The organism is Microbacterium hominis, from assembly GCF_013282805.1.
Taxonomy (GTDB): Bacteria; Actinomycetota; Actinomycetes; order Actinomycetales; family Microbacteriaceae; genus Microbacterium; species Microbacterium hominis_B.
This window is the reverse complement of sequence record NZ_CP054038.1, coordinates 2,503,297-2,524,284: the sequence shown is the minus strand read 5'-3', so window position 1 is coordinate 2,524,284 and position 20,988 is coordinate 2,503,297. Positions and strand designations below refer to the sequence as shown.

20 protein-coding genes, 1 tRNA gene and 1 pseudogene are annotated in these 20,988 nt (G+C 71.0%); 15 read left to right on the top strand and 7 right to left on the bottom strand.

The annotated features are described in order from the left end of the window. Positions 1-10: 10 nt before the first annotated feature. On the bottom strand, positions 11-589 hold the full coding sequence (locus HQM25_RS11480; protein WP_172990352.1) for a hypothetical protein: 579 nt from the start codon (positions 587-589) through the stop codon (positions 11-13). A gap of 149 nt (positions 590-738) precedes the next feature. Between HQM25_RS11480 and HQM25_RS11475 the strand changes: the two genes are divergently transcribed. Then, positions 739-1,335: a hypothetical protein gene (locus HQM25_RS11475; protein WP_172990351.1), complete on the top strand. Its 597-nt coding sequence runs from the start codon at positions 739-741 to the stop codon at positions 1,333-1,335. Positions 1,336-1,573: 238 nt separating this feature from the next. Here HQM25_RS11475 and HQM25_RS11470 read toward each other — a convergent pair. After that, a tRNA-Arg gene (locus HQM25_RS11470) sits at positions 1,574-1,646 on the bottom strand. Positions 1,647-1,702: 56 nt separating this feature from the next. Continuing rightward, positions 1,703-2,509: an SGNH/GDSL hydrolase family protein gene (locus tag HQM25_RS11465; RefSeq protein WP_172990350.1), complete on the bottom strand. Its 807-nt coding sequence runs from the start codon at positions 2,507-2,509 to the stop codon at positions 1,703-1,705. A 171-nt stretch (positions 2,510-2,680) separates the two neighbouring features. On the opposite strand from HQM25_RS11465, the gene HQM25_RS11460 reads away from it, so the two are divergent. The 10 genes from HQM25_RS11460 (at position 2,681) to HQM25_RS11415 (ending at position 14,966) form a co-directional block, all read left to right on the top strand. After that, positions 2,681-3,538, top strand: coding sequence for a transglutaminase-like domain-containing protein (locus HQM25_RS11460; protein ID WP_172990349.1), 858 nt, complete (start codon positions 2,681-2,683; stop codon positions 3,536-3,538). Between the two features lie 69 nt (positions 3,539-3,607). Next, on the top strand, positions 3,608-5,272 hold the full coding sequence (gene argS / locus HQM25_RS11455) for an arginine--tRNA ligase (protein WP_172990348.1): 1,665 nt from the start codon (positions 3,608-3,610) through the stop codon (positions 5,270-5,272). A gap of 2 nt (positions 5,273-5,274) precedes the next feature. Then, positions 5,275-6,108 carry an LmeA family phospholipid-binding protein gene (locus tag HQM25_RS11450; RefSeq protein ID WP_172990347.1) on the top strand — a complete coding sequence of 278 codons (834 nt, stop codon included), beginning with the start codon at positions 5,275-5,277 and terminating at the stop codon, positions 6,106-6,108. 180 nt (positions 6,109-6,288) lie between these two features. Continuing rightward, positions 6,289-7,728 (top strand): diaminopimelate decarboxylase, encoded by a 1,440-nt coding sequence (gene lysA / locus HQM25_RS11445; RefSeq protein WP_172990346.1) that lies wholly within the window; start codon positions 6,289-6,291, stop codon positions 7,726-7,728. Further along, positions 7,725-9,062, top strand: coding sequence for a homoserine dehydrogenase (locus tag HQM25_RS11440; RefSeq protein WP_172990345.1), 1,338 nt, complete (start codon positions 7,725-7,727; stop codon positions 9,060-9,062). Before lysA ends, HQM25_RS11440 begins: the two co-directional genes overlap by 4 nt. Before the next feature lies 1 nt (position 9,063). Then, entirely contained in the window at positions 9,064-10,152 is a 1,089-nt protein-coding gene (thrC, locus tag HQM25_RS11435) for a threonine synthase (RefSeq protein ID WP_172990344.1), read from the top strand. Then, positions 10,149-11,090, top strand: coding sequence for a homoserine kinase (gene thrB / locus HQM25_RS11430; RefSeq protein ID WP_172990343.1), 942 nt, complete (start codon positions 10,149-10,151; stop codon positions 11,088-11,090). Before thrC ends, thrB begins: the two co-directional genes overlap by 4 nt. A gap of 175 nt (positions 11,091-11,265) precedes the next feature. Next, positions 11,266-13,428, top strand: coding sequence for a transcription termination factor Rho (rho, locus tag HQM25_RS11425; protein ID WP_438803602.1), 2,163 nt, complete (start codon positions 11,266-11,268; stop codon positions 13,426-13,428). An 18-nt stretch (positions 13,429-13,446) separates the two neighbouring features. After that, complete coding sequence (gene prfA, locus HQM25_RS11420) at positions 13,447-14,526, top strand: peptide chain release factor 1 (RefSeq protein ID WP_172990341.1); 1,080 nt, start codon at positions 13,447-13,449, stop codon at positions 14,524-14,526. 38 nt (positions 14,527-14,564) lie between these two features. Next, on the top strand, positions 14,565-14,966 hold the full coding sequence (locus HQM25_RS11415; RefSeq protein WP_254359685.1) for a phage holin family protein: 402 nt from the start codon (positions 14,565-14,567) through the stop codon (positions 14,964-14,966). A 16-nt stretch (positions 14,967-14,982) separates the two neighbouring features. Here HQM25_RS11415 and epsC read toward each other — a convergent pair whose 3' ends face one another. The 4 genes from epsC to HQM25_RS11395 all read right to left on the bottom strand — a co-directional run bounded on the left by epsC (position 14,983) and on the right by HQM25_RS11395 (position 17,534). Continuing rightward, positions 14,983-15,576, bottom strand: coding sequence for a serine O-acetyltransferase EpsC (epsC, locus tag HQM25_RS11410; protein ID WP_438803601.1), 594 nt, complete (start codon positions 15,574-15,576; stop codon positions 14,983-14,985). Continuing rightward, positions 15,573-16,535 carry a cysteine synthase A gene (gene cysK / locus HQM25_RS11405; RefSeq protein ID WP_172990339.1) on the bottom strand — a complete coding sequence of 321 codons (963 nt, stop codon included), beginning with the start codon at positions 16,533-16,535 and terminating at the stop codon, positions 15,573-15,575. Before cysK ends, epsC begins: the two co-directional genes overlap by 4 nt. 61 nt (positions 16,536-16,596) lie before the next feature. Continuing rightward, positions 16,597-16,764 (bottom strand): hypothetical protein, encoded by a 168-nt coding sequence (locus tag HQM25_RS11400; RefSeq protein WP_172990338.1) that lies wholly within the window; start codon positions 16,762-16,764, stop codon positions 16,597-16,599. Next, positions 16,761-17,534 (bottom strand): PLP-dependent cysteine synthase family protein, encoded by a 774-nt coding sequence (locus HQM25_RS11395; protein ID WP_172990337.1) that lies wholly within the window; start codon positions 17,532-17,534, stop codon positions 16,761-16,763. Before HQM25_RS11395 ends, HQM25_RS11400 begins: the two co-directional genes overlap by 4 nt. A 148-nt stretch (positions 17,535-17,682) precedes the next feature. On the opposite strand from HQM25_RS11395, the gene prmC reads away from it, so the two are divergent. From prmC to HQM25_RS17850, 4 genes and pseudogenes are all read left to right on the top strand, one after another. Next, positions 17,683-18,591: a peptide chain release factor N(5)-glutamine methyltransferase gene (gene prmC / locus HQM25_RS11390; protein WP_172990336.1), complete on the top strand. Its 909-nt coding sequence runs from the start codon at positions 17,683-17,685 to the stop codon at positions 18,589-18,591. Between the two features lie 12 nt (positions 18,592-18,603). Next, the gene (locus HQM25_RS11385) at positions 18,604-19,284 is read left to right on the top strand and encodes an L-threonylcarbamoyladenylate synthase (protein ID WP_172990335.1); all 681 of its coding nucleotides are present in this window, start codon (positions 18,604-18,606) and stop codon (positions 19,282-19,284) included. Continuing rightward, positions 19,281-20,423 (top strand): annotated as a pseudogene (locus HQM25_RS11380) (MraY family glycosyltransferase); the annotation flags it as partial. The gene HQM25_RS11385 and the pseudogene HQM25_RS11380, both read left to right, overlap by 4 nt. 13 nt (positions 20,424-20,436) lie before the next feature. After that, on the top strand, positions 20,437-20,937 hold the full coding sequence (locus HQM25_RS17850; protein WP_254359683.1) for a hypothetical protein: 501 nt from the start codon (positions 20,437-20,439) through the stop codon (positions 20,935-20,937). Positions 20,938-20,988 lie beyond the last annotated feature (51 nt).

Genomic DNA, 20,988 nt, shown 5'->3' with positions numbered 1-20,988 from the left:
CCCTTGCCGATCATCGCGCGCGGAGCCTGCCAACACCGCCCCGGTGCCTCCCCACGGGCGACTCCGGCAGGTGCATCGAGTCGCGCCCCGCGCTCGCACGATGTCCTGGGGAAGGGTCCTGGGGAAGGAGGTAGGTGAAGCTGACGGGGTCGGCGGTGGGGATTCCGAGGTGTCCGGGGGCGCCGGCGTCGGCGAGGCTGTAGGTGTGGAAGGCGTCGTCGGCGGTGATGCGTGCTGACGCGGTGTGCATGTGCCCGTGCAGATGCACGGCCGGGGTCACGGCGTCCACGACGCGGTCGATCTGCTGGCGGGAGGCGCGGGATTCTTCGAGGGCTTCGTCGGGGAATCCGCCGGGGTTGGTGAGGAGGATGGTGCGGACGTTGCGGGTCGCGGTGACGTGCGGGCTCTCGTGGGTGAGCAGCACGTCCGCGGCCCCGCCGGCGATGGCGGCGTCGACCATCGCGTCGGTGATGCGCTCCTCGGGGAACCAGGTTCGGCCCGGGGTGCGCCACGCCCTGTCGACGGACGCGGCCCCGCCGAGACACAGAACACTCGCTGTTCCGAGGGTGAGCCGGTACGGGCGGGGCATCCACCACACCACGTCGGAGACGCGGATCGCCGATCCCGGGTGGGTGTCGAACGCGGGTGCGAGTTGGTCCCAAGGTTCGTGGTTGCCCGCTGACCAAGGCGGAACGAGTCGAGCGCGCAAAGTCGCGCCGCGAAATCTGGATCCGCGACATGGAAGCACGGGCTCCTTACATCTTCAGCCGGAGAGAGAAGCCGGACGAGAAGGGGCGAACCCCGTGGGCGTGCCCGGCTGCAGGTAACTCACCGACCGCGCTGTGCCCGCGCAAGCCGACCATGCTCGCTTCGGGGAAGGTGCCGCTCACGATCATCAAGCGCCCCGTCGAGGGCCCGGCGAAGGTCTGCGACAACAAGACGAGCACAACCTTTCCCGCCGAGGTGGGCGGTAAGTTCGCTCAGCATTACCAGTACGGCTCGAAGAGCTGGCGTGACATGTATGGGCACGGCCGCAACAGCGTCGAGAGCTTCAACGCGTACCTGAAGGACGGCGGCACCCACGCTCTCGAAGACGGCTCACGCCGACGACTCCGTGGCTCCGTCGCCCAGTACTTTCTCGCGACCCTCGTCGTGATGGCCGCCAACCTCGACAAGATCCAAGACTTCGCGGCCCAGAAGGCAGAAGACGGACTCGATTTCGAGGCCGGCATAGAAGCGCCGCGCGCGAAGCAGCGCAAGCCCCGCCGCAGCTCGGCCCTCCAGCGCGTGACTCATCAGCGCGGCCGCACGAAACGAAATCCCGTTCGCACGTAGCCTGAAAACGCCCCGCGCACACCCACACCATCACCGGCTCGAAGGTCGGCGCCAGCATGCCCAGAAACGGGCAGCCGCGCCGATCTTCGAGCCATTCGCGTTCCCCGGCACCTCCGGAGGAGATCATCGACACGCGCACGACTCGTGAAACGAGGAAAGCCGCCTGAAATCAGGCGGCTTTCCTCGTTCGTAGGAGTTCCGCGTACAAGTTCACACTTGTTCCGCGTACAACCCCTCGTGCCCCCGACAGGAATCGAACCTGCGACCTTTGGTACCGGAAACCAACGCTCTATCCCCTGAGCTACGGAGGCGTACCGATCGAGGTTATCACCCGCGCGGGGTCGCTCCGTGCGCCGGGGGCGACGAGTCAGCGCTGCGGCGCGGACTCGACGCGCAGGGGAGCCTCGGCGCTCACCTCTCCCACGCCGGAGAGCCCGGCGAGGGCGGCGGCGAGCCGCTCGGCGAGGTACGCGTGACCGGCCGTCGACGGGTGGTCGCGCCCGATGTCCGTGGTGTCGATGACGTCGAGGTAGTTCGCCGCGACGATCCAGTCCTCGGCGAGGGGGGAGATGTACCACCATCCGCGCGCGGTGGCGAGGTCGGCGAGGTCGGCATCGATGCGCGCGGTGGCCCTCTCGACAGGCAGCACCTGGGGCGCCGGCCCGAGGATCACGATCCGCGCGTCGGGGTAGAGGGCGGCCAGGTCGTCCCACGCGGCCGTGACCGCGGCGCGGTAGCCGTCGGGGTGGAGGCGCCGGTCGTTGATCGAGCCCTCCACGATCACCAGGTCGGGATCGAGTGCCGGATCCAGCGCCGCGATGCGCTCGCCGTAGGACGGCCCGTCGATCCCCGGCTTGAGGTACCCGCTGCCGCGCACGCCGTCGACGATGGCATCCCAGCCGAGGGCCTCGGAGATCACGTAGGCGAAGCCCAGCGTCGGCACGGTCGCGGCCGAACCGTAGACCCACGAGTCGCCGAACACGAGCACGTGCGGGTTGTCGGGGAGGGCCAGCGGCGCAGGGGCGGCGGGTGCGGCATCCGCCCCGGCGACGGGGGCGGAGGGCACGCCCCACGGCCGCCACGCGGCTACCGCGCACACGAGCGCGACGGCGATCGCCACCGCCGCGAGGGCCAGGTGCGAACGCCGCGTCCGGGGGCGTCCGCTCGCGCGCATGGGACGAGGGTACGTGATGATCCCGGCACCGCCGAACGGGCGCCTTCGACCTGGGTGAACGCCGCGCGAACGCCGCGCAGATCCTGAGGAATCGCCCCTTCGCGCCTCCCCTGGCCGCCGCTTTGAGAGCGCTTGCAGATTGGGGTCCCGGCGGCGTGCGAGGATACTTCGGTGCAACGCGTCCTGACCGCCGAACTCGACCTCGAACTGGGGGCCTCCGTCGACCTCATTCTGCAGATCGCGGCGGCCCAGCAGGTGCCCCTCGCCGACGAGCAGCTCACGTTCACCCAGGGCGACCGCGTGTACACGCCGACCGAGATCATCGACCAGTCGGGCAGCCGTCTGCACCGCCTCACGGGGGAGGCCGGGCCGCTCCACGTGCGCTACGAGGCGACCGTGCACGGCCCCACTCCGGCGGGCCGCACGAGCGACCTCGAGGCGGTCACCTACCTCCGGCCGAGCCGCTACTGCCAGTCCGACGAGGTCTTCCAGCAGGCGCGTCGCCAGTTCAAGGGCCTCCACGGCCACGAACTCATCGCGGCGGTGTCGGAGTTCGTCGCCACCAGCACCACCTACACGCCGGGGCTGAGCCAGGGCACCGACAGCGCCGTCACGACGCTCATGACCGGGCAGGGCGTGTGCCGCGACTACGCCCACGTCGTCATCGCGCTGCTGCGCGCCATGGATGTGCCTGCCCGCTACACCGCGTGCTACGCGCCGGGCCTCCAGCCGATGGACTTCCACGCGGTCGCCGAGGCCTACCTCGACGGCGCCTGGTACGTCATCGACGCGACGCGTCTGGCGAACCGGCGGTCGCTCGTGCGCATCGCGACGGGCCGGGATGCCGCAGACTGCGCCTTCCTCAGCTACCACGGCGGCTACGTGGGCCTCAGGCGCATGCGCGTGGACGCATGGGTCGTGCCCGACGCCGCGACCCTCGAGGGCGCAACCCTCGATGGGCTCGGCGCCCTGCCGGTCGAGGCCGACCCCGCCGCCGACGACTTCACCGCGCTCGTCCAGATCTCCTGACGGGCCGGGCCCGTCCTCACGCGCACCATCGGCGGGCGCCGGGGTGCGCCCAACTAGAATTGACGGGTTATGAATCCTGAAGCCCTCTCCGCCGCCCTGCTCGCCGTCATCGCCCCGCTCGCGGAGGCCCGACGCGCAGGCTCCAGCGAGGGCCTCACGCCCGCCGACCTGCCGCTGGAGCGCCCCAAGAACCGCGATCACGGCGACTGGGCGTCCAACGCCGCGCTGAAGCTCGCGAAGGTCGTCGGAGCGAACCCGCGCGAGTTCGCCGCCGAGATCGCCGCAGGTCTCCAGGCCGTCGAAGGCGTCGCGAGCGTCGAGGTGGCCGGCCCCGGCTTCATCAACATCCGCCTCGACGCAGCCGCTGCCGGCGCACTCGCGAAGACGATCGTCGACGCCGGTGCCGCCTTCGGCTCGTCGTCGGTGCTCGCCGGTCAGAGCATCAACCTCGAGTTCGTCTCGGCCAACCCCACCGGCCCCATCCACCTCGGCGGCACCCGCTGGGCCGCGATGGGCGACGCGCTGGCGCGCATGCTCTCCTCGCAGGGCGCCGCGGTCACCCGCGAGTACTACTTCAACGACCACGGCGCGCAGATCGACCGGTTCGCGCGCAGCCTCGTGGCCGCGCACGAAGGCCTTCCCACCCCCGAGGACGGCTACGGCGGCGCGTACATCCACGACATCGCCCGGCGCGTCGCGCTCGCCTACGAGGGCGACATCGACGCCCTTGAGGCCGACGCGAAGCAGGAGGCCTTCCGCGAGGTCGGCGTCGGCCTCATGTTCGGCGAGATCAAGCAGAGCCTCCACGAGTTCGGCGTCGACTTCGACGTGTACTTCCACGAGAACGACCTGCACACCTCGGGTGCGGTGGGGCGCGCCGTCGATAAGCTCCGCTCGCTGGGCCACATCTTCGAGTCCGACGGGGCGACCTGGCTGCGCTCGACCGAGTTCGGCGACGACAAGGACCGCGTCGTCATCAAGTCCGACGGCAAGCCCGCCTACATCTCGGGCGATCTGGCCTACTACCTCGACAAGCGCGAGCGCGGCTTCGACCACTGCATCATCATGCTCGGCGCCGACCACCACGGCTACGTGCAGCGCCTCATGGCGATGTGCGCCGCGTTCGGCGACCAGCCGTACGTGAATCTGCAGATCCTCATCGGGCAGATGGTGAACCTCGTCAAGGACGGGCAGCCCGTGCGCATGTCCAAGCGGGCCGGCACCGTCGTGACCCTCGAGGACCTCGTCGAGATCGTGGGCGTGGATGCCGCCCGGTACGCGCTCACGCGATCGTCGGCCGACTCGAACCTCGACATCGACCTCGACGTGCTGCAGAAGCGCACCAACGACAACCCGGTCTTCTATGTGCAGTACGCGCACGCCCGCACGCACAACGTCGGACGCAACGCCGCCGCCTCCGGCGTCGACCGCTCCGAGTTCGCCCCCGAGCTGCTCACCCACGAGACCGAGTCGGCGCTGCTGGGCGCGCTGCAGGAGTTCCCGCGCGTGGTCGCCTACTCCGCGGAGGTGCGCGAGCCGCACCGGGTCGCGCGGTACCTGGAGGAGCTCGCCGGGCTCTACCACAAGTGGTACGACAGCTGCCGCGTGATCCCGCAGGGCGACGACCCCGTCGAGGCCGTGCACCGCACCCGTCTGTGGCTCAACGACGCCACCGGCCAGGTGCTGCGCAACGGTCTCACCCTGCTGGGCGTGAGCGCACCCGAGCGGATGTGACGATGACCGTCGGAGACTCCCAGCCCACGCTGCCCCTGCCCGACCCCGATCGGGCGTACACCTCGCAGGCTCCGCGCCGCCGGGTATGGCCGTGGCTGGTCACCTTCGGCGTGGTCGTCGCGCTGGGCATCGTCGCGTGGTTCGCCGTGGAGTCGGCGGCGCGCGACATCGTCGAGGGCGCGATCGCCGACGAGGTGCGCGACCAGCTCTCGCTGCCGGCATCCCAGGAGATCGAGGTCGGCATCGACGGCGCGGTCATCCCGCAGCTGGTGCGCGGGAGCTTCGACGAGATCACCCTGGCCTCCGAGGACGTCGCCGTCGGGAGCTTCGTGGGCGACGTCGTGGTGACGGCCCAGGGCGTTCCGATCCGCGGCGGTGCACTCGCCGGTGCCCAAGGCGAAGTGCGGGTGGATTCCGCGCAGCTGCAGCGCCTGCTGTCGGGCGTCGAGGGCTTCCCTGCCGAGTCGGCGGACATCTCCGGCGGCGAGGTGACCATCTCGACGGAGCTGTCGGTGCTGGGCGTCGCCGTGCCGGTGGGTGTGGGGCTCGTCCCCTCGGCAGCCGAGGGCGCTCTCGTGCTCACACCCCAGTCGCTGCAGGTGGCCGGCGCTGACATCAGCGCCGAGGGCCTTCGCGACCAGTTCGGGGTGGTCGCCGATCTCGTGCTGCGCGACTGGACGGTGTGCATCGCGGAGCGGATGCCGGCCGGTCTCACCCTCACCTCGGCCGCTGTCGACGGCGGGGAGCTCGTCGCGCAGTTCGCGGTCGACGGGAACATCTCGGTCGACGCGACCCTGCGCGAGCCGGGATCGTGCGAGCCGCCGGCCGAGGGCTGAGAACCGCGGTTCCGGGTCCGGATGCCGCTGTGCGGCGCCGTGTGACACACGGCGCGGGCCATCGCGCACCGTGCCCTAGACTGCAAGGACTGCCCGGCGCGTGAGTCCACCGGCCGCGGCATCCGCCGACCGGCTCCGCCTGGACGGCGTCGCGTCGAAGCCCTGATCGATTGGCCCCCCGTGTCTGCCGCACCCTCCCACACGCTGGCTCCCACGTGGCTTGTGGAGCCGACCGACCCGAACGACCTGGTCCCCGGGGTGTGGCCGACGGGCGCGCAGCGCGATGACGACGGGATGCTGCGCCTGGGCGGCATCCCGGTGTCCGAGCTGCGGGAGCGGTTCGGCACGCCTCTCTACGTGCTCGACGAAGACGAGGTGCGCGCCCACGCCCGACGGGCGCTCGACGCCTTCCGCGGTGCGGCGGCGCTGCACGGCGTGCAGGCGCGCGTGTACTACGCCGGCAAGGCGTTCCTCAGCACCGAGGTCGTGCGCTGGGTGACCGAGGAGGGCATGGCCCTCGACGTCGCCAGCGGCGGCGAGCTGGCGATCGCCCTCGCGGGCGGCGCAGATCCGGCGCGCATCGGCTTCCACGGCAACAACAAGAGCGCTGCCGAGCTCGAGCGGGCCGTCGAGGCCGGTGTGGGCTCGATCGTCGTCGACAGTCTGATCGAGATCGAGCGGCTCGCGGCGATCGTGTCGCGGCGGGACGTGACGCAGTCGGTCCTGCTGCGCGTGAACAGCGGCGTGCACGCCGAGACCCACGACTTCCTCGCGACCGCGCACGAGGATCAGAAGTTCGGCTTCGCCATCGACGACGCGCCCGCCGCGGTCGCCCGCATCCGCGAGGTGAGGGGCCTGGAGTTCGTGGGCCTGCACTGCCACATCGGGTCGCAGATCTTCGGCACGGCGGGATTCCGCGAGTCGGCCGCGCGGGTGGTCGAGCTGCACGCGCGGCTCCTGGCCGGCGGCGCACTCCCCGTGCTCAATCTCGGCGGAGGGTTCGGCATCGCCTACACCGCGGTCGACGATCCGACCCCGATCGAGGAGCTCGCGGCCGGTATCGCCGACGCCGTCGCACGGGAGTGCGAGGCGCGCGGCATCCCGGTGCCGAACCTCGCCTTCGAGCCCGGCCGCGCCATCGTGGGGCAGGCGGGCGTAACCCTGTACGAGGTCGGCACGACCAAGCCCGTGCGACTGGACGCCGACGCCTCGCGCCTGTATGTGAGCGTCGACGGCGGCATGAGCGACAACGCCCGGCCGGCGCTCTACGGCGCGCACTACTCCGCGCGCATCGCCTCACGGGTGAGCGGGGCCCCCGCGGCCCTCGCCCGGGTCGTCGGCAAGCACTGCGAGTCGGGCGACATCGTCGTGGATGCCGAGTACCTCCCCGGCGACATCGCGCCCGGCGACCTGCTCGCCGTGCCCGCCACGGGCGCCTATTGCTACTCGCTCTCGAGCAACTACAACGCCGTCCCTCGTCCGCCCGTGGTCGCCCTGAGCGGCGGCCGGGCCCGTGTCATCGTGCGCGGCGAGACGATCGACGACCTCCTCGCGCGCGACGTGGGCGCAGTCCCCGCCGCGGGCGGTGCACCATCCACCGAAGGGAACGACACCAAGTGACCGACTACCGCCGCCTGCGCGTCGCACTGCTCGGCGCGGGAGCCGTCGGCTCCCAGGTCGCCGCGCTGCTGCGACAGCACAGCGCCGAGCTCGCCGACCGCGCCGGGGCCGTCCTCGAACTCGTCGGGATCGCCGTGCGCGATCTCGACGCGCCCCGTGAGACCGACCTCCCCCGGGAGCTGTTCACCACCGACGCCGAGACGCTCATCGTCGGCAGTGACATCGTGATCGAGCTGATGGGCGGCATCGAGCCCGCGCGGTCGTACCTGCTGCAGGCGATCAACTCCGGCGCCGACGTCGTCACCGCCAACAAGGCGCTGCTGGCCACCCACGGTCCCGAGATCTTCGACGCCGCCGACCAGGTCGGCGCCGAGGTGTACTACGAGGCGGCCGCGGCGGGTGCCATCCCGATCATCCGGCCGCTGCGCGATTCGCTCGCCGGCGACCGCGTGCAGCGCATCATGGGGATCGTCAACGGCACGACCAACTACATCCTCGACCGCATGGACAAGGAGGGCGCCGAGTTCGCCGACGTGCTCGCCGACGCGCAGGCGCTCGGGTATGCCGAGGCAGATCCGACCGCCGACGTCGAGGGATACGACGCCGCGCAGAAGGCCGCCATCCTGGCATCCCTGGCCTTCCACACGGCCGTTCCGCTGGATGCCGTGCACCGCGAGGGCATCACCGGCATCGACAAGGGCATGATGGATGCCGCGCGCAAGGCCGGTTACGTCATCAAGCTCCTCGCCGTGTGCGAGCGGCTCACCGGCGAGGCCGAGGCCTCGGCGTCGGGCGAGGCGATCTCGGTGCGCGTGTACCCGGCACTGGTCTCCCGCGAGCACCCGCTGGCGAGCGTGCACGGCGCCAACAACGCCGTGTTCGTGCAGGCCGAGGCCGCGGGCAACCTCATGTTCTACGGTGCGGGCGCCGGTGGCGTGCAGACCGCGTCGGCGGTGCTGGGCGACGTCGTCTCGGCCGCGCGCCGGCACATCGCCGGGGGAGTGGGCGTCGGCGAGTCCACGCTTGCGAACCTCCCCGTCGTCCCGATCGGCCGGGTCACCACGAGCTACCAGATCACCCTCGAGGTCGACGATCAGCCCGGGGTGCTGGCGACGGTGGCGGGAATCCTCAGCGAAGGACGCGTATCGATCGCGACGCTCGAGCAGACGGTCATCGACGACCCGGCGCCGGGCGCGGCAGACGGCGGAGCGGCGCGCCTGGTCATCGGCACGCACAAGGCACGGGAGCAGGACCTCAGCGACACCGTCGATCGACTCGCCGCCAGCGGCGTCGTCGAGCGGGTCGTGTCGGTGCTGCGAGTAGAAGGAGACTGACATGGCACACCTCTGGCGCGGAGTCCTCCGCGAGTACGCGGACCGTCTGGGCGTCACCGACGCCTCGACCGTCGTCACCCTCGGCGAGGGCGGCACGCCGCTGCTGCCCGCCGCCGCCCTCTCGCGCCGCACCGGCGCGGACGTGTGGGTCAAGTTCGAAGGCATGAACCCGACCGGATCCTTCAAGGACCGGGGTATGACCGTCGCGCTCTCGCGGGCGGTCGAGCACGGCGCGAAGGCCGTCATCTGCGCCTCGACGGGCAACACGTCGGCGTCGGCGGCCGCCTACGCGTCGCACGCCGGCATCACCGCGGCGGTTCTCGTGCCCGAAGGCAAGATCGCGATGGGCAAGCTCAGCCAGGCCGTCGCTCACAACGGCCGCCTCATCCAGATCCGCGGAAACTTCGACGACTGCCTCGAGATCGCCCGGGAGCTCGCCGACAACTATCCGGTGCACCTGGTGAACTCCGTGAACCCCGACCGCATCGAGGGGCAGAAGACGGCCGCCTACGAGGTCGTCGAGGTGCTCGGCGACGCGCCGGACTTCCACTTCATCCCGGTCGGCAACGCCGGCAACTACACCGCCTACTCGCGCGGATACCGCGAGGAGGCCGAGCGCGGCGTCTCCACGCGCGTGCCGCGCATGTTCGGCTTCCAGGCCGAAGGGTCGGCCCCGCTGGTGCGCGGCGAGGTCGTGAAGAACCCCGAGACGGTCGCCAGTGCGATCCGGATCGGCAACCCGGCCTCGTGGGAGCTCGCCCTCGAGGCGCGCGACGCGACCGACGGCTACTTCGGCGCGATCGACGACGAGCGCATCCTCGCCGCCCAGGCGCTGCTCGCCGGCGAGGTCGGCATCTTCGTGGAGCCGGCTTCGGCGATCAGCGTGGCGGGCCTGCTCGAGCGTGCGGAGGCCGGGGTCATCCCCGCCGGGTCGCGTGTCGTGCTCACGGTCACCGGTCACGGCCTGAAGGACCCGCAGTGGGCGCTGCGCAACGCCGACGGCTCGCAGGTGGAGCCGACCGTCGTCGACGCGACGACGTCGGAGGTCGCCTCCGTGCTGGATCTGGCCCCCGTCGAGGCTCCCGCGTGAACGCAGCCGTCGCGCCCGGGCGGCAGGTCGCCGTGCGGGTCCCCGCGACGAGTGCGAATCTCGGCCCCGGCTTCGACACGCTCGGCCTCGCGCTGAGCGTGTACGACGAGCTCATCGTCGAATCGCTCCCCGAGGGGATGCTCGAGGTCCACGTCGAAGGCGAGGGCGCGGCCGATGTGCCGCGCGACGGCTCGAACCTGGTCGTCAAGTCGATCGCGTACGCGTTCGAGTCGGTGGGGCGACGGATGCCGGGCCTGCGCCTCCGCGCGCACAACGTCATCCCGCACGGCCGGGGCATGGGCTCGTCGGGCGCGGCGGTCGTCTCCGGCCTGCTCGCCGCCAAGGGTCTTCTCGAAGGCGATGCCGAGTTCGGGCCGGACACGCTCCTGCGACTGGCCACCGAGCTCGAGGGCCACCCCGACAACGTGGCTCCGGCACTGTTCGGCGGACTCACGATCGCGTGGGTCGACGAGCTCGGTCCGCAGCACAAGAAGCTCCTCGTGCACCGGGGCGTCGCGCCGCTGGTCTTCGTGCCGGAGTTCACGATGTCGACCGAGGTGGCCCGCAGCCTGCAGCCCCTGCAGGTGCCGCGTGAGGACGCCGTGTTCAACGTCTCGCGTTCCGCGCTGCTGATCGCCGCCCTCACGCAGAGTCCGGAGCTGCTGCTGGCGGCCACCGAGGACAAGCTCCACCAGAACTACCGTGCGAGCGCGATGCCCGACACCGACCAGCTGGTGCGCACGCTTCGGGCGGCCGGGTTCGCGGCGGTCGTCTCGGGCGCCGGTCCCAGCGTGCTCGTCCTCGCCGACGGGCCGGGCCGACGACTGGAGGCGGCGGCCCTCGCACAGCAGGCCGTAGACACCCCGTGGGAGGCCCTCATGCTCGCCGTCGACTTCAAGGGTGGTACAGTGAGGGACCATACGGAGGGTTCCACGTAACCCGTGAATCTGGCCTCCGTCGCATTCTGCGAAACCATTGCACAGCCCCCGCTTGCTGAAGGTCTCTGAGCACCCCAGCGGTTTCTGAGCACTTTCCGCCGGCACGGGCTCGCGTGGCCATTCCGCCATGCTGTGCGTCCCCTTCCCATCCAACCGTTTTCACAAGGGAGAACTCGTGGAGTCCATCTCCGAGATCCACACCACCGACTCCGAGGCGGAAGAGCGCACCGACGCGCCTGCGCCCGAGGTCGTCCAGGCCGAGGCGCCCGCGGAGGATTCCGCCGCCGCGCCCGCCGACGAGACCGTTGCGGCGCCGGCCGACGAGGCGCCCGCCGAGGAGCAGCCGGCCGAGGAGGCTCCCGCCGAGGAGGCTGCTGCGTCCGTCGACGAGCCTGTGGCGGAAGAGCCCGTGGCCGATGAGGCCGTGGCCGAGGCGGCGCCCGCCGCCGATGAGGCCGCCGCCGAGGCGCCGGTCGAGGCCCCGGCCGTCGACGAGCCCGCCGCCGAGGCAGCGCCCGTTAAGGCGCCGCGCAAGCGTGCACCGCGTCGCGCAAAGAGCGCCGACGTCGAGGCCGCGGCAGCCGCCGCCGCCGAGGCGCCTGCCGCCGAAGCGCCCGCAGCCGAGGCCGCCGCTTCCGCGGAGCCCGAGCAGGCGCCGGTGGAGTCCGCCGCCGAGTCGGCGGACGCCCCCGGCGAGGCCGCCGAGAAGCCGGCCCGTCCGGCGCGTGCATCGCGTTCGCGTCGCGCCAAGTCCGCACCGGCCGAGGCCGAGGCGCCCGCTGCCGACGCCGCGGAGGCCGCCGAAGCCGCGCCGGCTGAGGGCGAAGCATCCACCGACGCACCCGGGCAGGAGGCCCCCGCGGCCGAGAGCGCCGACGCCGAGGGCGCCGAGCAGGCCGAGGGCGAGCAGACCAGCAGCCGCAGCCGCAGCCGCAGCCGCAGCCGCAACCGCAACCGCGGCGGGCAGAACGGCCAGACCCAGGGCGCTCAGGGCGGTCAGGGCGGTCAGGCTCAGCCCGCGGCGGCGCAGGGCGGGCAGTCCGCGCCGGCCGCCGATGACGACGATGCCCAGGGCGGCCGCGGGCGCCAGCGCAACAAGCGCCGCACCCAGGGCGCGGGCGACGAGTTCGAGACCGAGATCGGCGAGGACGACGTCCTCATCCCGATTGCGGGCATCCTCGACGTGCTCGACAACTACGCGTTCGTGCGCACCACCGGCTACCTGCCCGGCCAGAGCGACGTCTACGTCTCGCTCGGCCAGGTCAAGAAGTACAACCTCCGCAAGGGAGACGCGGTCGTCGGCGCGATCAAGCAGCCGCGTGAGGGCGAGCAGTCCAGCCGCCAGAAGTACAACGCCCTGGTGAAGGTCGACGCGATCAACGGCCTGTCGGTCGACGACGCCGCGACCCGTGTCGAGTTCGGCAAGCTCACGCCCCTCTACCCGCAGGAGCGCCTGCGCCTCGAGACGGCCCCCGAGAAGCTGACCCAGCGCATCATCGACCTGGTCGCCCCGATCGGCAAGGGTCAGCGCGGCCTCATCGTCGCACCGCCCAAGGCCGGCAAGACGATCGTGCTGCAGCAGATCGCGAACGCGATCTCGATCAACAACCCCGAGGTCCACCTCATGGTCGTGCTCGTCGACGAGCGCCCCGAGGAGGTCACCGACATGCAGCGCACGGTGAAGGGCGAGGTCATCGCCTCGACCTTCGACCGTCCCGCCGAAGATCACACCACGGTCGCCGAGCTCGCCATCGAGCGTGCGAAGCGACTGGTCGAGCTCGGTCGCGACGTCGTCGTGCTCCTGGACTCGATCACCCGCCTCGGCCGTGCCTACAACGTGTCGGCCCCGACCTCCGGCCGCGTGCTCACCGGCGGTGTCGACGCCTCGGCGCTGTACCCGCCCAAGCGCTTCTTCGGCGCGGCGCGCAACATCGAGAACGGCGGATCGCTCACCATCCTCGCCACCGCGCTCGTCGAGACGGGTTCGAAGATGGATGACGTGATCTTCGAGGAGTTCAAGGGCACCGGCAACAGCGAGCTGCGTCTGTCGCGCCAGCTGGCCGACAAGCGGATCTTCCCGGCGGTCGACGTGAACGCGTCGAGCACGCGCCGCGAGGAGATGCTCCTGTCGAACGACGAGGTCAAGATCACCTGGAAGCTGCGCCGCGCTCTGGCGGGCCTGGACACCCAGCAGGCGCTGGAGGTCGTGCTCGGCAAGCTCAAGGAGACGCAGTCCAACGTCGAATTCCTCGTGCAGATGCAGAAGTCGATCCCCGCGCCCGCGCGCGACGCTCACGGCGGCGGTCACAGCCACGCGCACGACAACAGCATCCGCTGAGGCGCGGGGGAGTACCCGGTGTTCGATTCCGTCCACGCGCTGATCGAGGAGCACAAGGCCGTCCAGGAGGAGCTCTCCGACCCGGCCGTGCACGCCGACGCCTCGCGGGCGAAGCGGGTTAACCGGCGCTATGCCGAGCTCTCGCGCATCGTCAAGGCGCACGAGGACTGGTCGGCGGCGACCGATGATCTGGCTGCCGCGCGGGAGCTCGCCCGGGAGGACGAGGCGTTCGCCGCCGAGGTGCCGGTGCTGGAGGAGCAGGTCGCCCAGGCGCAGGAGCGCCTGCGGCGCCTGCTCATCCCGCGGGATCCCGACGATGCGCGCGATGTGATCATGGAGATCAAGCAGGGCGAGGGTGGCGCGGAGTCCGCGCTGTTCGCCGCGGACCTGCTGCGCATGTATCTGCAGTACGCGGCATCCAAGGGGTGGAAGACCGAGCTGCTCGAGCGCAACGAGTCCGATCTCGGCGGGTACAAAGACGTCCAGGTCGCCATCAAGGGATCGTCATCCGACCCCGCTCAGGGGGTGTGGGCGCACCTCAAGTACGAGGGCGGCGTGCACCGCGTGCAGCGGGTGCCGGCCACCGAGTCGCAGGGACGCATCCACACCTCCACGACCGGTGTGCTGGTGTTCCCCGAGGTGGATGAGCCCGAAGAGATCCACATCGAACCGAACGACCTGAAGATCGACGTCTTCCGCTCGTCCGGCCCCGGCGGCCAGTCGGTCAACACCACCGACTCCGCGGTGCGCATCACGCACGTGCCGACCGGGATCGTGGTGTCGATGCAGAACGAGAAGTCCCAGCTGCAGAACCGCGAGGCGGGCATGCGGGTGCTGCGCGCGCGCCTTCTGGCCAAGCAGCAGGAGGAGCTCGAGGCCGCGGCATCCGACGCCCGCAGATCGCAGATCCGGGGCATGGACCGCTCCGAGCGGATCCGCACCTACAACTTCCCCGAGAACCGCATCGCAGACCACCGCACCGGGTACAAGGCCTACAACCTCGACCAGGTGATGGACGGCGCTCTCGAGCCGATCATCGAGTCGGCGATCAGCGCCGACGAGGAGGCCCGCCTGGCGGCGCTCGGCGGGGAGGGCTGACGCGCGACCGCTCCTGGCGCTAGCCTGAGCGCGTGATCATGTTCCTGATTCGCGCGGCCATCTTCCTGGTGTCGGCGGCCATCGGTCTCATCGCGGCCGACCTGATCCTGCCCGGCTTCCAGATCGACTGGGCCGACTGGTGGGGCTTCCTGCTCGCGATCGTCATCTTCGCGGTGCTGCAGAGCGTGCTGGCGCCCTGGCTCGCGCGGGTGGCGCAGCGCAACGCGCCGGTGCTGCTGGGCGGCATCGGAATCGTGTCCACCTTTGTGGCCCTGCTGATCGTGGTGCTCATCCCCGGAGCGGGGCTCACGATCGGCAGCCCGTGGTGGACGTGGCTCCTGGCCCCGGTGATCGTGTGGATCTTCACGGCACTGGCGACATGGCTGCTGCCGGTGATCTTCGTCAAGAAGAAGATCGAGGACCGTCGCGACGAGAAGTAGCCGCCGCGGCGCCTCGTCAGATCGAGTACTCGGGCGCCGTGAGCAGCGCGCGCGTGTCTTCGGTGCCGCGCCGGGCACGGGCACGCGCCGGAACGCCCACGAGCACGCTGTCAGCGGGGGCGTCCTTGGTGACGACCGCGTTGGCGCCCACCGCCGATCCGGCGCCGATCGTGATCGGACCGAGCACCTTGGCGCCCGCGCCGATGACGACGCCGTCCTCGATCGTGGGATGACGCTTGCCGCCGTCGCGCGTGCGACCGCCGAGGGTGACCCCGTGGTACAGCATGACGTCATCTCCCACCTCGGCGGTCTCCCCGACGACGACGCCCATGCCGTGGTCGATGAAGAAGCGGCGGCCGATCACGGCGCCGGGGTGGATCTCGATTCCCGTGAGCCAGCGCGTGACCTGCGAGATCGCGCGCGCCGGGAAGCGAAGGCCCCGCACCCACAGCGCGTGTGCCACGCGGTGCGACCAGATCGCGTGCAGACCCGGGTACAGCAGCGCGATCTCCAGGCTGCTGCGGGCAGCCGGATCCCGCAGCTTGGCCGCGGCGAGGTCCTCGCGCACGTGCGCGATCGGACCGGAGCGGGGGATCGGGATGCGGATCACTTTGCGGCCTCGGCCTTCGTGTCGTCGTCGCGCAGGTGGGCGTACAGGGGAGTGGAGAGGTAGCGCTCGCCGGCATCCGGCACGATGACGACGATGCGCTGTCCGGCCGCCTCGGGGCGGGCGGCGACCTGGAGGGCCGCCCAGACGGCGGCGCCCGATGACATGCCGCCGAGGATACCCTCGTCGGTCGCCAGCGCACGGGCCACCGAGATGGCGTCCTCGAATTCGACGGTGATGACCTCGTCGACGACCGAGCGGTCGAGCACCGGGGGGACGAAGTTCGGCCCGATGCCCTGGATGCGGTGTCCGCCGGCCCGTCCCTGCGAGATCACGGGGGAGTCGGCCGGTTCGACCAGCACCACCTTGGCGTTCGGGTTCCGCTCCTTGAGCACCTGTCCGACACCGGTGATGGTCCCGCCCGTGCCCGAACCGGCGACGAGCCAGTCCACCGCGCCGTCGGTGTCGCGCCAGATCTCCTCGGCCGTGGTCCGCCGGTGCATGGCGGCGTTCGCCTCATGCTCGAACTGCCGCGCCAGCACTGCTCCCGGCGTCTCTGCCACGATGCGCTTGGCAGTCTCGACCGCTTCGGTCATGCCCTTGTACGGATCGGTGAGCACGAGCTCGGCGCCGTACGCCTTCAGGAGGGTGCGACGCTCCTTCGACATCGACGCGGGCATCGTGAGGATCACCTTGTAACCGCGGGCGGCCCCGACCAGTGCCAGGGCGATGCCGGTGTTGCCGCTCGTCGACTCGACGATCGTGCCGCCGGGCGCCAGCTCGCCGGACTCCTCTGCCGCGTCGACGAGTGCGACGCCGAGCCGGTCCTTGACCGACGAGCCGGGGTTGTAGAACTCGAGCTTGGCCACCACCTCCGCGGCCAGCCCCTTCGTCAGCGCATTCAGGCGCACGAGGGGGGTCTGCCCGAAGGCGGAGGTGATGTCGGGATGGATGCCGGACAAGCGAACTTCTTCCGAGAGAGGCGGTGTGCGGGCGGCGACGCCGCCGCCCGCACCGGATGGATCAATCCTCGCGCAGATCCTCGTACAGGGCGGTCGACAGGTAGCGCTCGCCGAACGAGGGGATGACGACGACGATGTTCTTGCCGGCGGCCTCGGGGCGGGCCGCGACCTGCAGCGCCGCCCAGATCGCGGCGCCCGAGGAGATGCCGACCAGGATGCCGTCCTTCACGCCGGTCGCGCGCGCGGTGGCGATCGCGTCGGGGAACTCGACGTCGATGACCTCGTCGATGACGCCCTGGTCGAGGATCGCCGGGATGAAGTTCGGGCCGATGCCCTGGATCTTGTGGGGCCGGGGGTGCCCTTGGTCAGCAGCGGGGAGTCGGCCGGCTCGACGGCGACGACCTTCGCGCCGGGGACGCGCTCCTTGAGCACCTGGCCGACGCCGGTGATGGTGCCGCCGGTGCCGATGCCGGCGACGAAGTAGTCCACCTGGCCGTCGGTGTCGCGGAGGATCTCCTCGGCCGTGGTCTTGCGGTGGATGGCCGGGTTCGCCTCGTTCTCAAACTGGCGGGCGAGCACGGCGCCGGGGGTCTCGGCGACGATCTCCTCGGCCTTGGCGACGGCGTCCTTCATGCCGCCGGCGGGGTCGGTGAGCACGAGCTCGGCGCCATAGGCCTTCAGCAGCAGGCGACGCTCGATCGACATGGAGGAGGGCATCGCCAGAATGACCTTGTAGCCGCGTGCCGCGCCGACCATCGCCAGGGCGATGCCGGTGTTGCCGCTGGTGGCCTCGACGATGGTCCCGCCGGGCTGCAGCGCCCCGGACTCCTCTGCGGCGTCGACGATCGCGATGCCGAGGCGGTCCTTCACGCTCGAGGCGGGGTTGTAGAACTCCAGCTTCGCCAGCACGTTGCCGCCGACACCGTCGGCGACCCCGTTGAGCTTGACGAGCGGAGTGTTGCCGAAGGCGGCGGTGATGTCGGGATAGATGCCGGGCATGTTGGGCCTTTCGCGGGTAGGGCGGCTGTCGCGCCCCAGCCTATGGTGCGTGGTCGCCGTGCGGACTTGTGAGACTGATTGTGACGTCCGCGCGGGAGCGGTGCAGGAGCGGCGCGGGAGCGGTCCCGGGTTAGGCTGGTTCGCTGTCATGTCTTCCCCCGGTCCCGTCCCCCTCGCCGCCCTCCTCCGCGCCGCCGCCGAGCGACTCGCCCGCGCCGGCATCCCCGATCCGCTCGTGGACGCGGAGCTTCTGGTCGGGCATGCGCTCGGCCTGAGCCGCGGAGAGCTCCAGGCGGCGGCGATCCGCGGCGACGCGGTGCCCGCGCAGGCGCGGGAGGGGGTGGATGCCGCGCTCACCCGTCGCGCGACGCGCGAGCCGCTCCAGCACATCACCGGGGTCGCGGCGTTCCGCCACCTCGAGCTGTCCGTCGGCCCGGGCGTGTTCGTCCCCCGTCCGGAGACCGAGATGCTGGCGCAGCTGGCCATCGACGCGCTGCGCGCCACAGCCGCCCCCTCCCCGGTCGCCGTCGACCTCGGCACCGGCTCGGGCGCGATCGCCCTCGCCCTGGCCACCGAAGTCCCGCACGCGGCCGTCTACGCGGCGGAGAACTCGGTCGACGCCTTCATCTGGACGAAGGAGAACTTCGCGCGCGTGGGAGCCCCCAACGCGACGCTCGCCTTCATCGACCTCGACCGCGCCTTCCCCGAACTCGACGGCACGGTCTCGGTCGTCGTCTCCAATCCGCCGTACGTGCCCGACGAGGCGATCCCGCGCGATCCCGAGGTGCGCTTCTTCGACCCGCCCGCGGCCCTCTACGGGGGAGCGGACGGACTCGATGTCGTGCGCGTGCTCAGCGGCGTCGGACTCCGCCTCGCGCACCCCGGCGGCATGCTCGTGATCGAGCACGGCGAATGGCAGGGCGCGGCGATCCGCGAGATCCTCTCCGCGGACGGCTGGCTCGCGGCGGCCACGCACCCGGATCTGACCCAGCGGGACCGCGCGACCACGGCGATCCGGCCGCCGCGTCCAGCGGGCGCGCAGGGCGCTGCCGACTAGACTGTGCCCGACATGTCCCCCGTATTCGACTGCCGCGATGATGAGCAGCTGCTCCCCGGCATGCGCCAGGCGCGCCAGGCCATCGGCCGCGGCCAGCTGGTCGTGCTTCCCACCGACACCGTGTACGGCGTGGCCGCCGACGCGTTCTCACCCGTCGCCGTGCAGCGACTGCTCGACGCCAAGGGCCGCGGCCGTCAGTCGCCGCCCCCGGTCCTGGTCGCCGGCGCGGCGACGCTGCGCGCGCTCGTGGCCGAGGTGCCGGAGGCAGTCGAGAAGCTCATCGAGGCGTTCTGGCCCGGGGGGCTGACGATCGTGCTCCCCGCGCAGCCGAGCCTGACCTGGGATCTCGGCGAGACCCACGGCACCGTCGCAGTCCGCATGCCCGCAGACCGCATCGCGCTCGAGCTCCTCGAGGAGACCGGTCCGCTCGCGGTCTCGAGTGCGAACCTCACGGGCGAGGCGCCCGCGATCACCGCTCTGGACGCGCGGGACATGCTCGGCGACAGCGTGGCGGTCTATCTCGACGCCGGACCCTCGCGCGACGGCATCTCCTCGACGATCGTCGACGCGACGAGTCTCGTCGGCGGCGAGACGCCGGTCGTGCGGGTGCTGCGAGAGGGTGCCGTCGACCGGGCGCGTCTGCGGGAGGTGCTCGGCGACCTGCTCGAGCCCGACCCGGGCGGCACCGCGTGAAGCAGTACGTCTTCATCGTCCTGTTCACCGCCACGGTGACGCTGGCCCTCGCCTGGGCCATCTGGCGGCTCAGCATCCGCTACAAGCTCTATCCCGGCATCCGGGAACGCGACGTCCACAAGACGCCGACGCCGCGACTGGGCGGCATCGCGATGTATCTGGCGGTCGTCGCCGCATTCGCGATCTCGTCCCAGCATCCCTTCTTCAGCATCGTCTGGACCAATCCGCAGCAGCCGCTGGCGATCCTGGGGGCGACATCACTGATCGTGCTCGTCGGCGTCGCCGACGACCTGTGGGACCTCGACTGGATGATCAAGCTCGGCGCGCAGTTCCTTGCCGCGGGCATCATCGCCTGGGTCGGGGAGCTGCAGATCTACTCGCTGCCGATCGGCGGCATGACCGGATTCTCCAGCTGGGTGAGCTTCACCCTCACCGTCTTCTCCATCGTCGTGGTGATGAACGCGGTGAACTTCATCGACGGACTCGACGGGCTGGTCGCGGGGGTCTGCCTCATCGCCAACGGCGTGTTCTTCGCCTACTCGTACATGCTCGTGCGCGACACCGGATCGAGCACCTACTTCACGCTCGCCTCGTTCATCGCGGCGGTGCTGATCGGGGCGTGCGTCGGGTTCCTGCCCATGAACTGGAGTCCCGCGAAGCTGTTCATGGGGGATGCCGGGGCGCTGATGCTCGGTCTGCTGATGGCCAGCTCCGCCATCGCGATCACCGGTCAGCTCGACCCCGCGATCCTCGGCGACAACGACGAGTTCGGCCGTTCGCAGCTGCTCGGTGCCTTCATCCCGATCCTGCTCCCCGTCGCGGTCGTGCTCCTGCCGCTCCTGGACTTCGGACTGGCCGTCATCCGGCGTATGCGCGCGGGCAAGTCGCCGTTCTCGCCCGACCGCAAGCACCTGCACCACCGCATGCTCGACATGGGCCACAGCGACCGCGGCGCGGTGCTCATCTTCTACGCCTGGACCACCGTGGTCAGCTTCGCAGTGCTGCTGATGTACATCGGCACGCAGAGCGAGTGGCCGGGGGACTACCTCCTCGGCGTCGCCTTCGGCGTGGTCGGCGTCATCGCCTGCCTCGTCGTGACCTTCCTGCCCTCGCACCGCGCCGCCGCGCCGACCCCCACCTGGAGGACTCCCGATGAGCACCAACCCCGTCTCGAGCACCCCGATCCTGCGCACCACCCTGATCTGGTCGGGAGTCGTCAACGCCGTCCTGCTCATCGTCGGCGGCCTCATCGGCTTCCTGGTCGCGGGCGCGGACGGCCTGTGGAGCGCCCTCGCCGGCGTCCTGGTGGGTGCGGTCTTCCTCGCGATCACCGGGTTGAGCATCCTCATCGCCAACCGCTGGTACGGCGATCCGCTCTATGTGCCGATCTTCTTCGGCATCGTGCTCGGCGGCTGGCTGCTGAAGTTCGTCGTCTTCATCGTCGCCCTGCTGCTGCTGCGCGACCAGCCGTGGATCGCGCCCACGGTGTTCTTCCTCGCGCTCGTGGCGGGCATCATCGGGTCGCTCGCCGTCGACGTCGTCACCATGCTGCGCATGCGGGTTCCCGCCGTCGACGTGGACCTTCCCACCGCCAATCCCGAAGACGGGGAGCCGGACTCTCCGCGCGCGGATTCAGGAGGCCCGCGAGTTTGATAGGCTGTTCAAGCGCCCGCCCGCTCGCTCTGCGAGCGCTTGCGGATGACT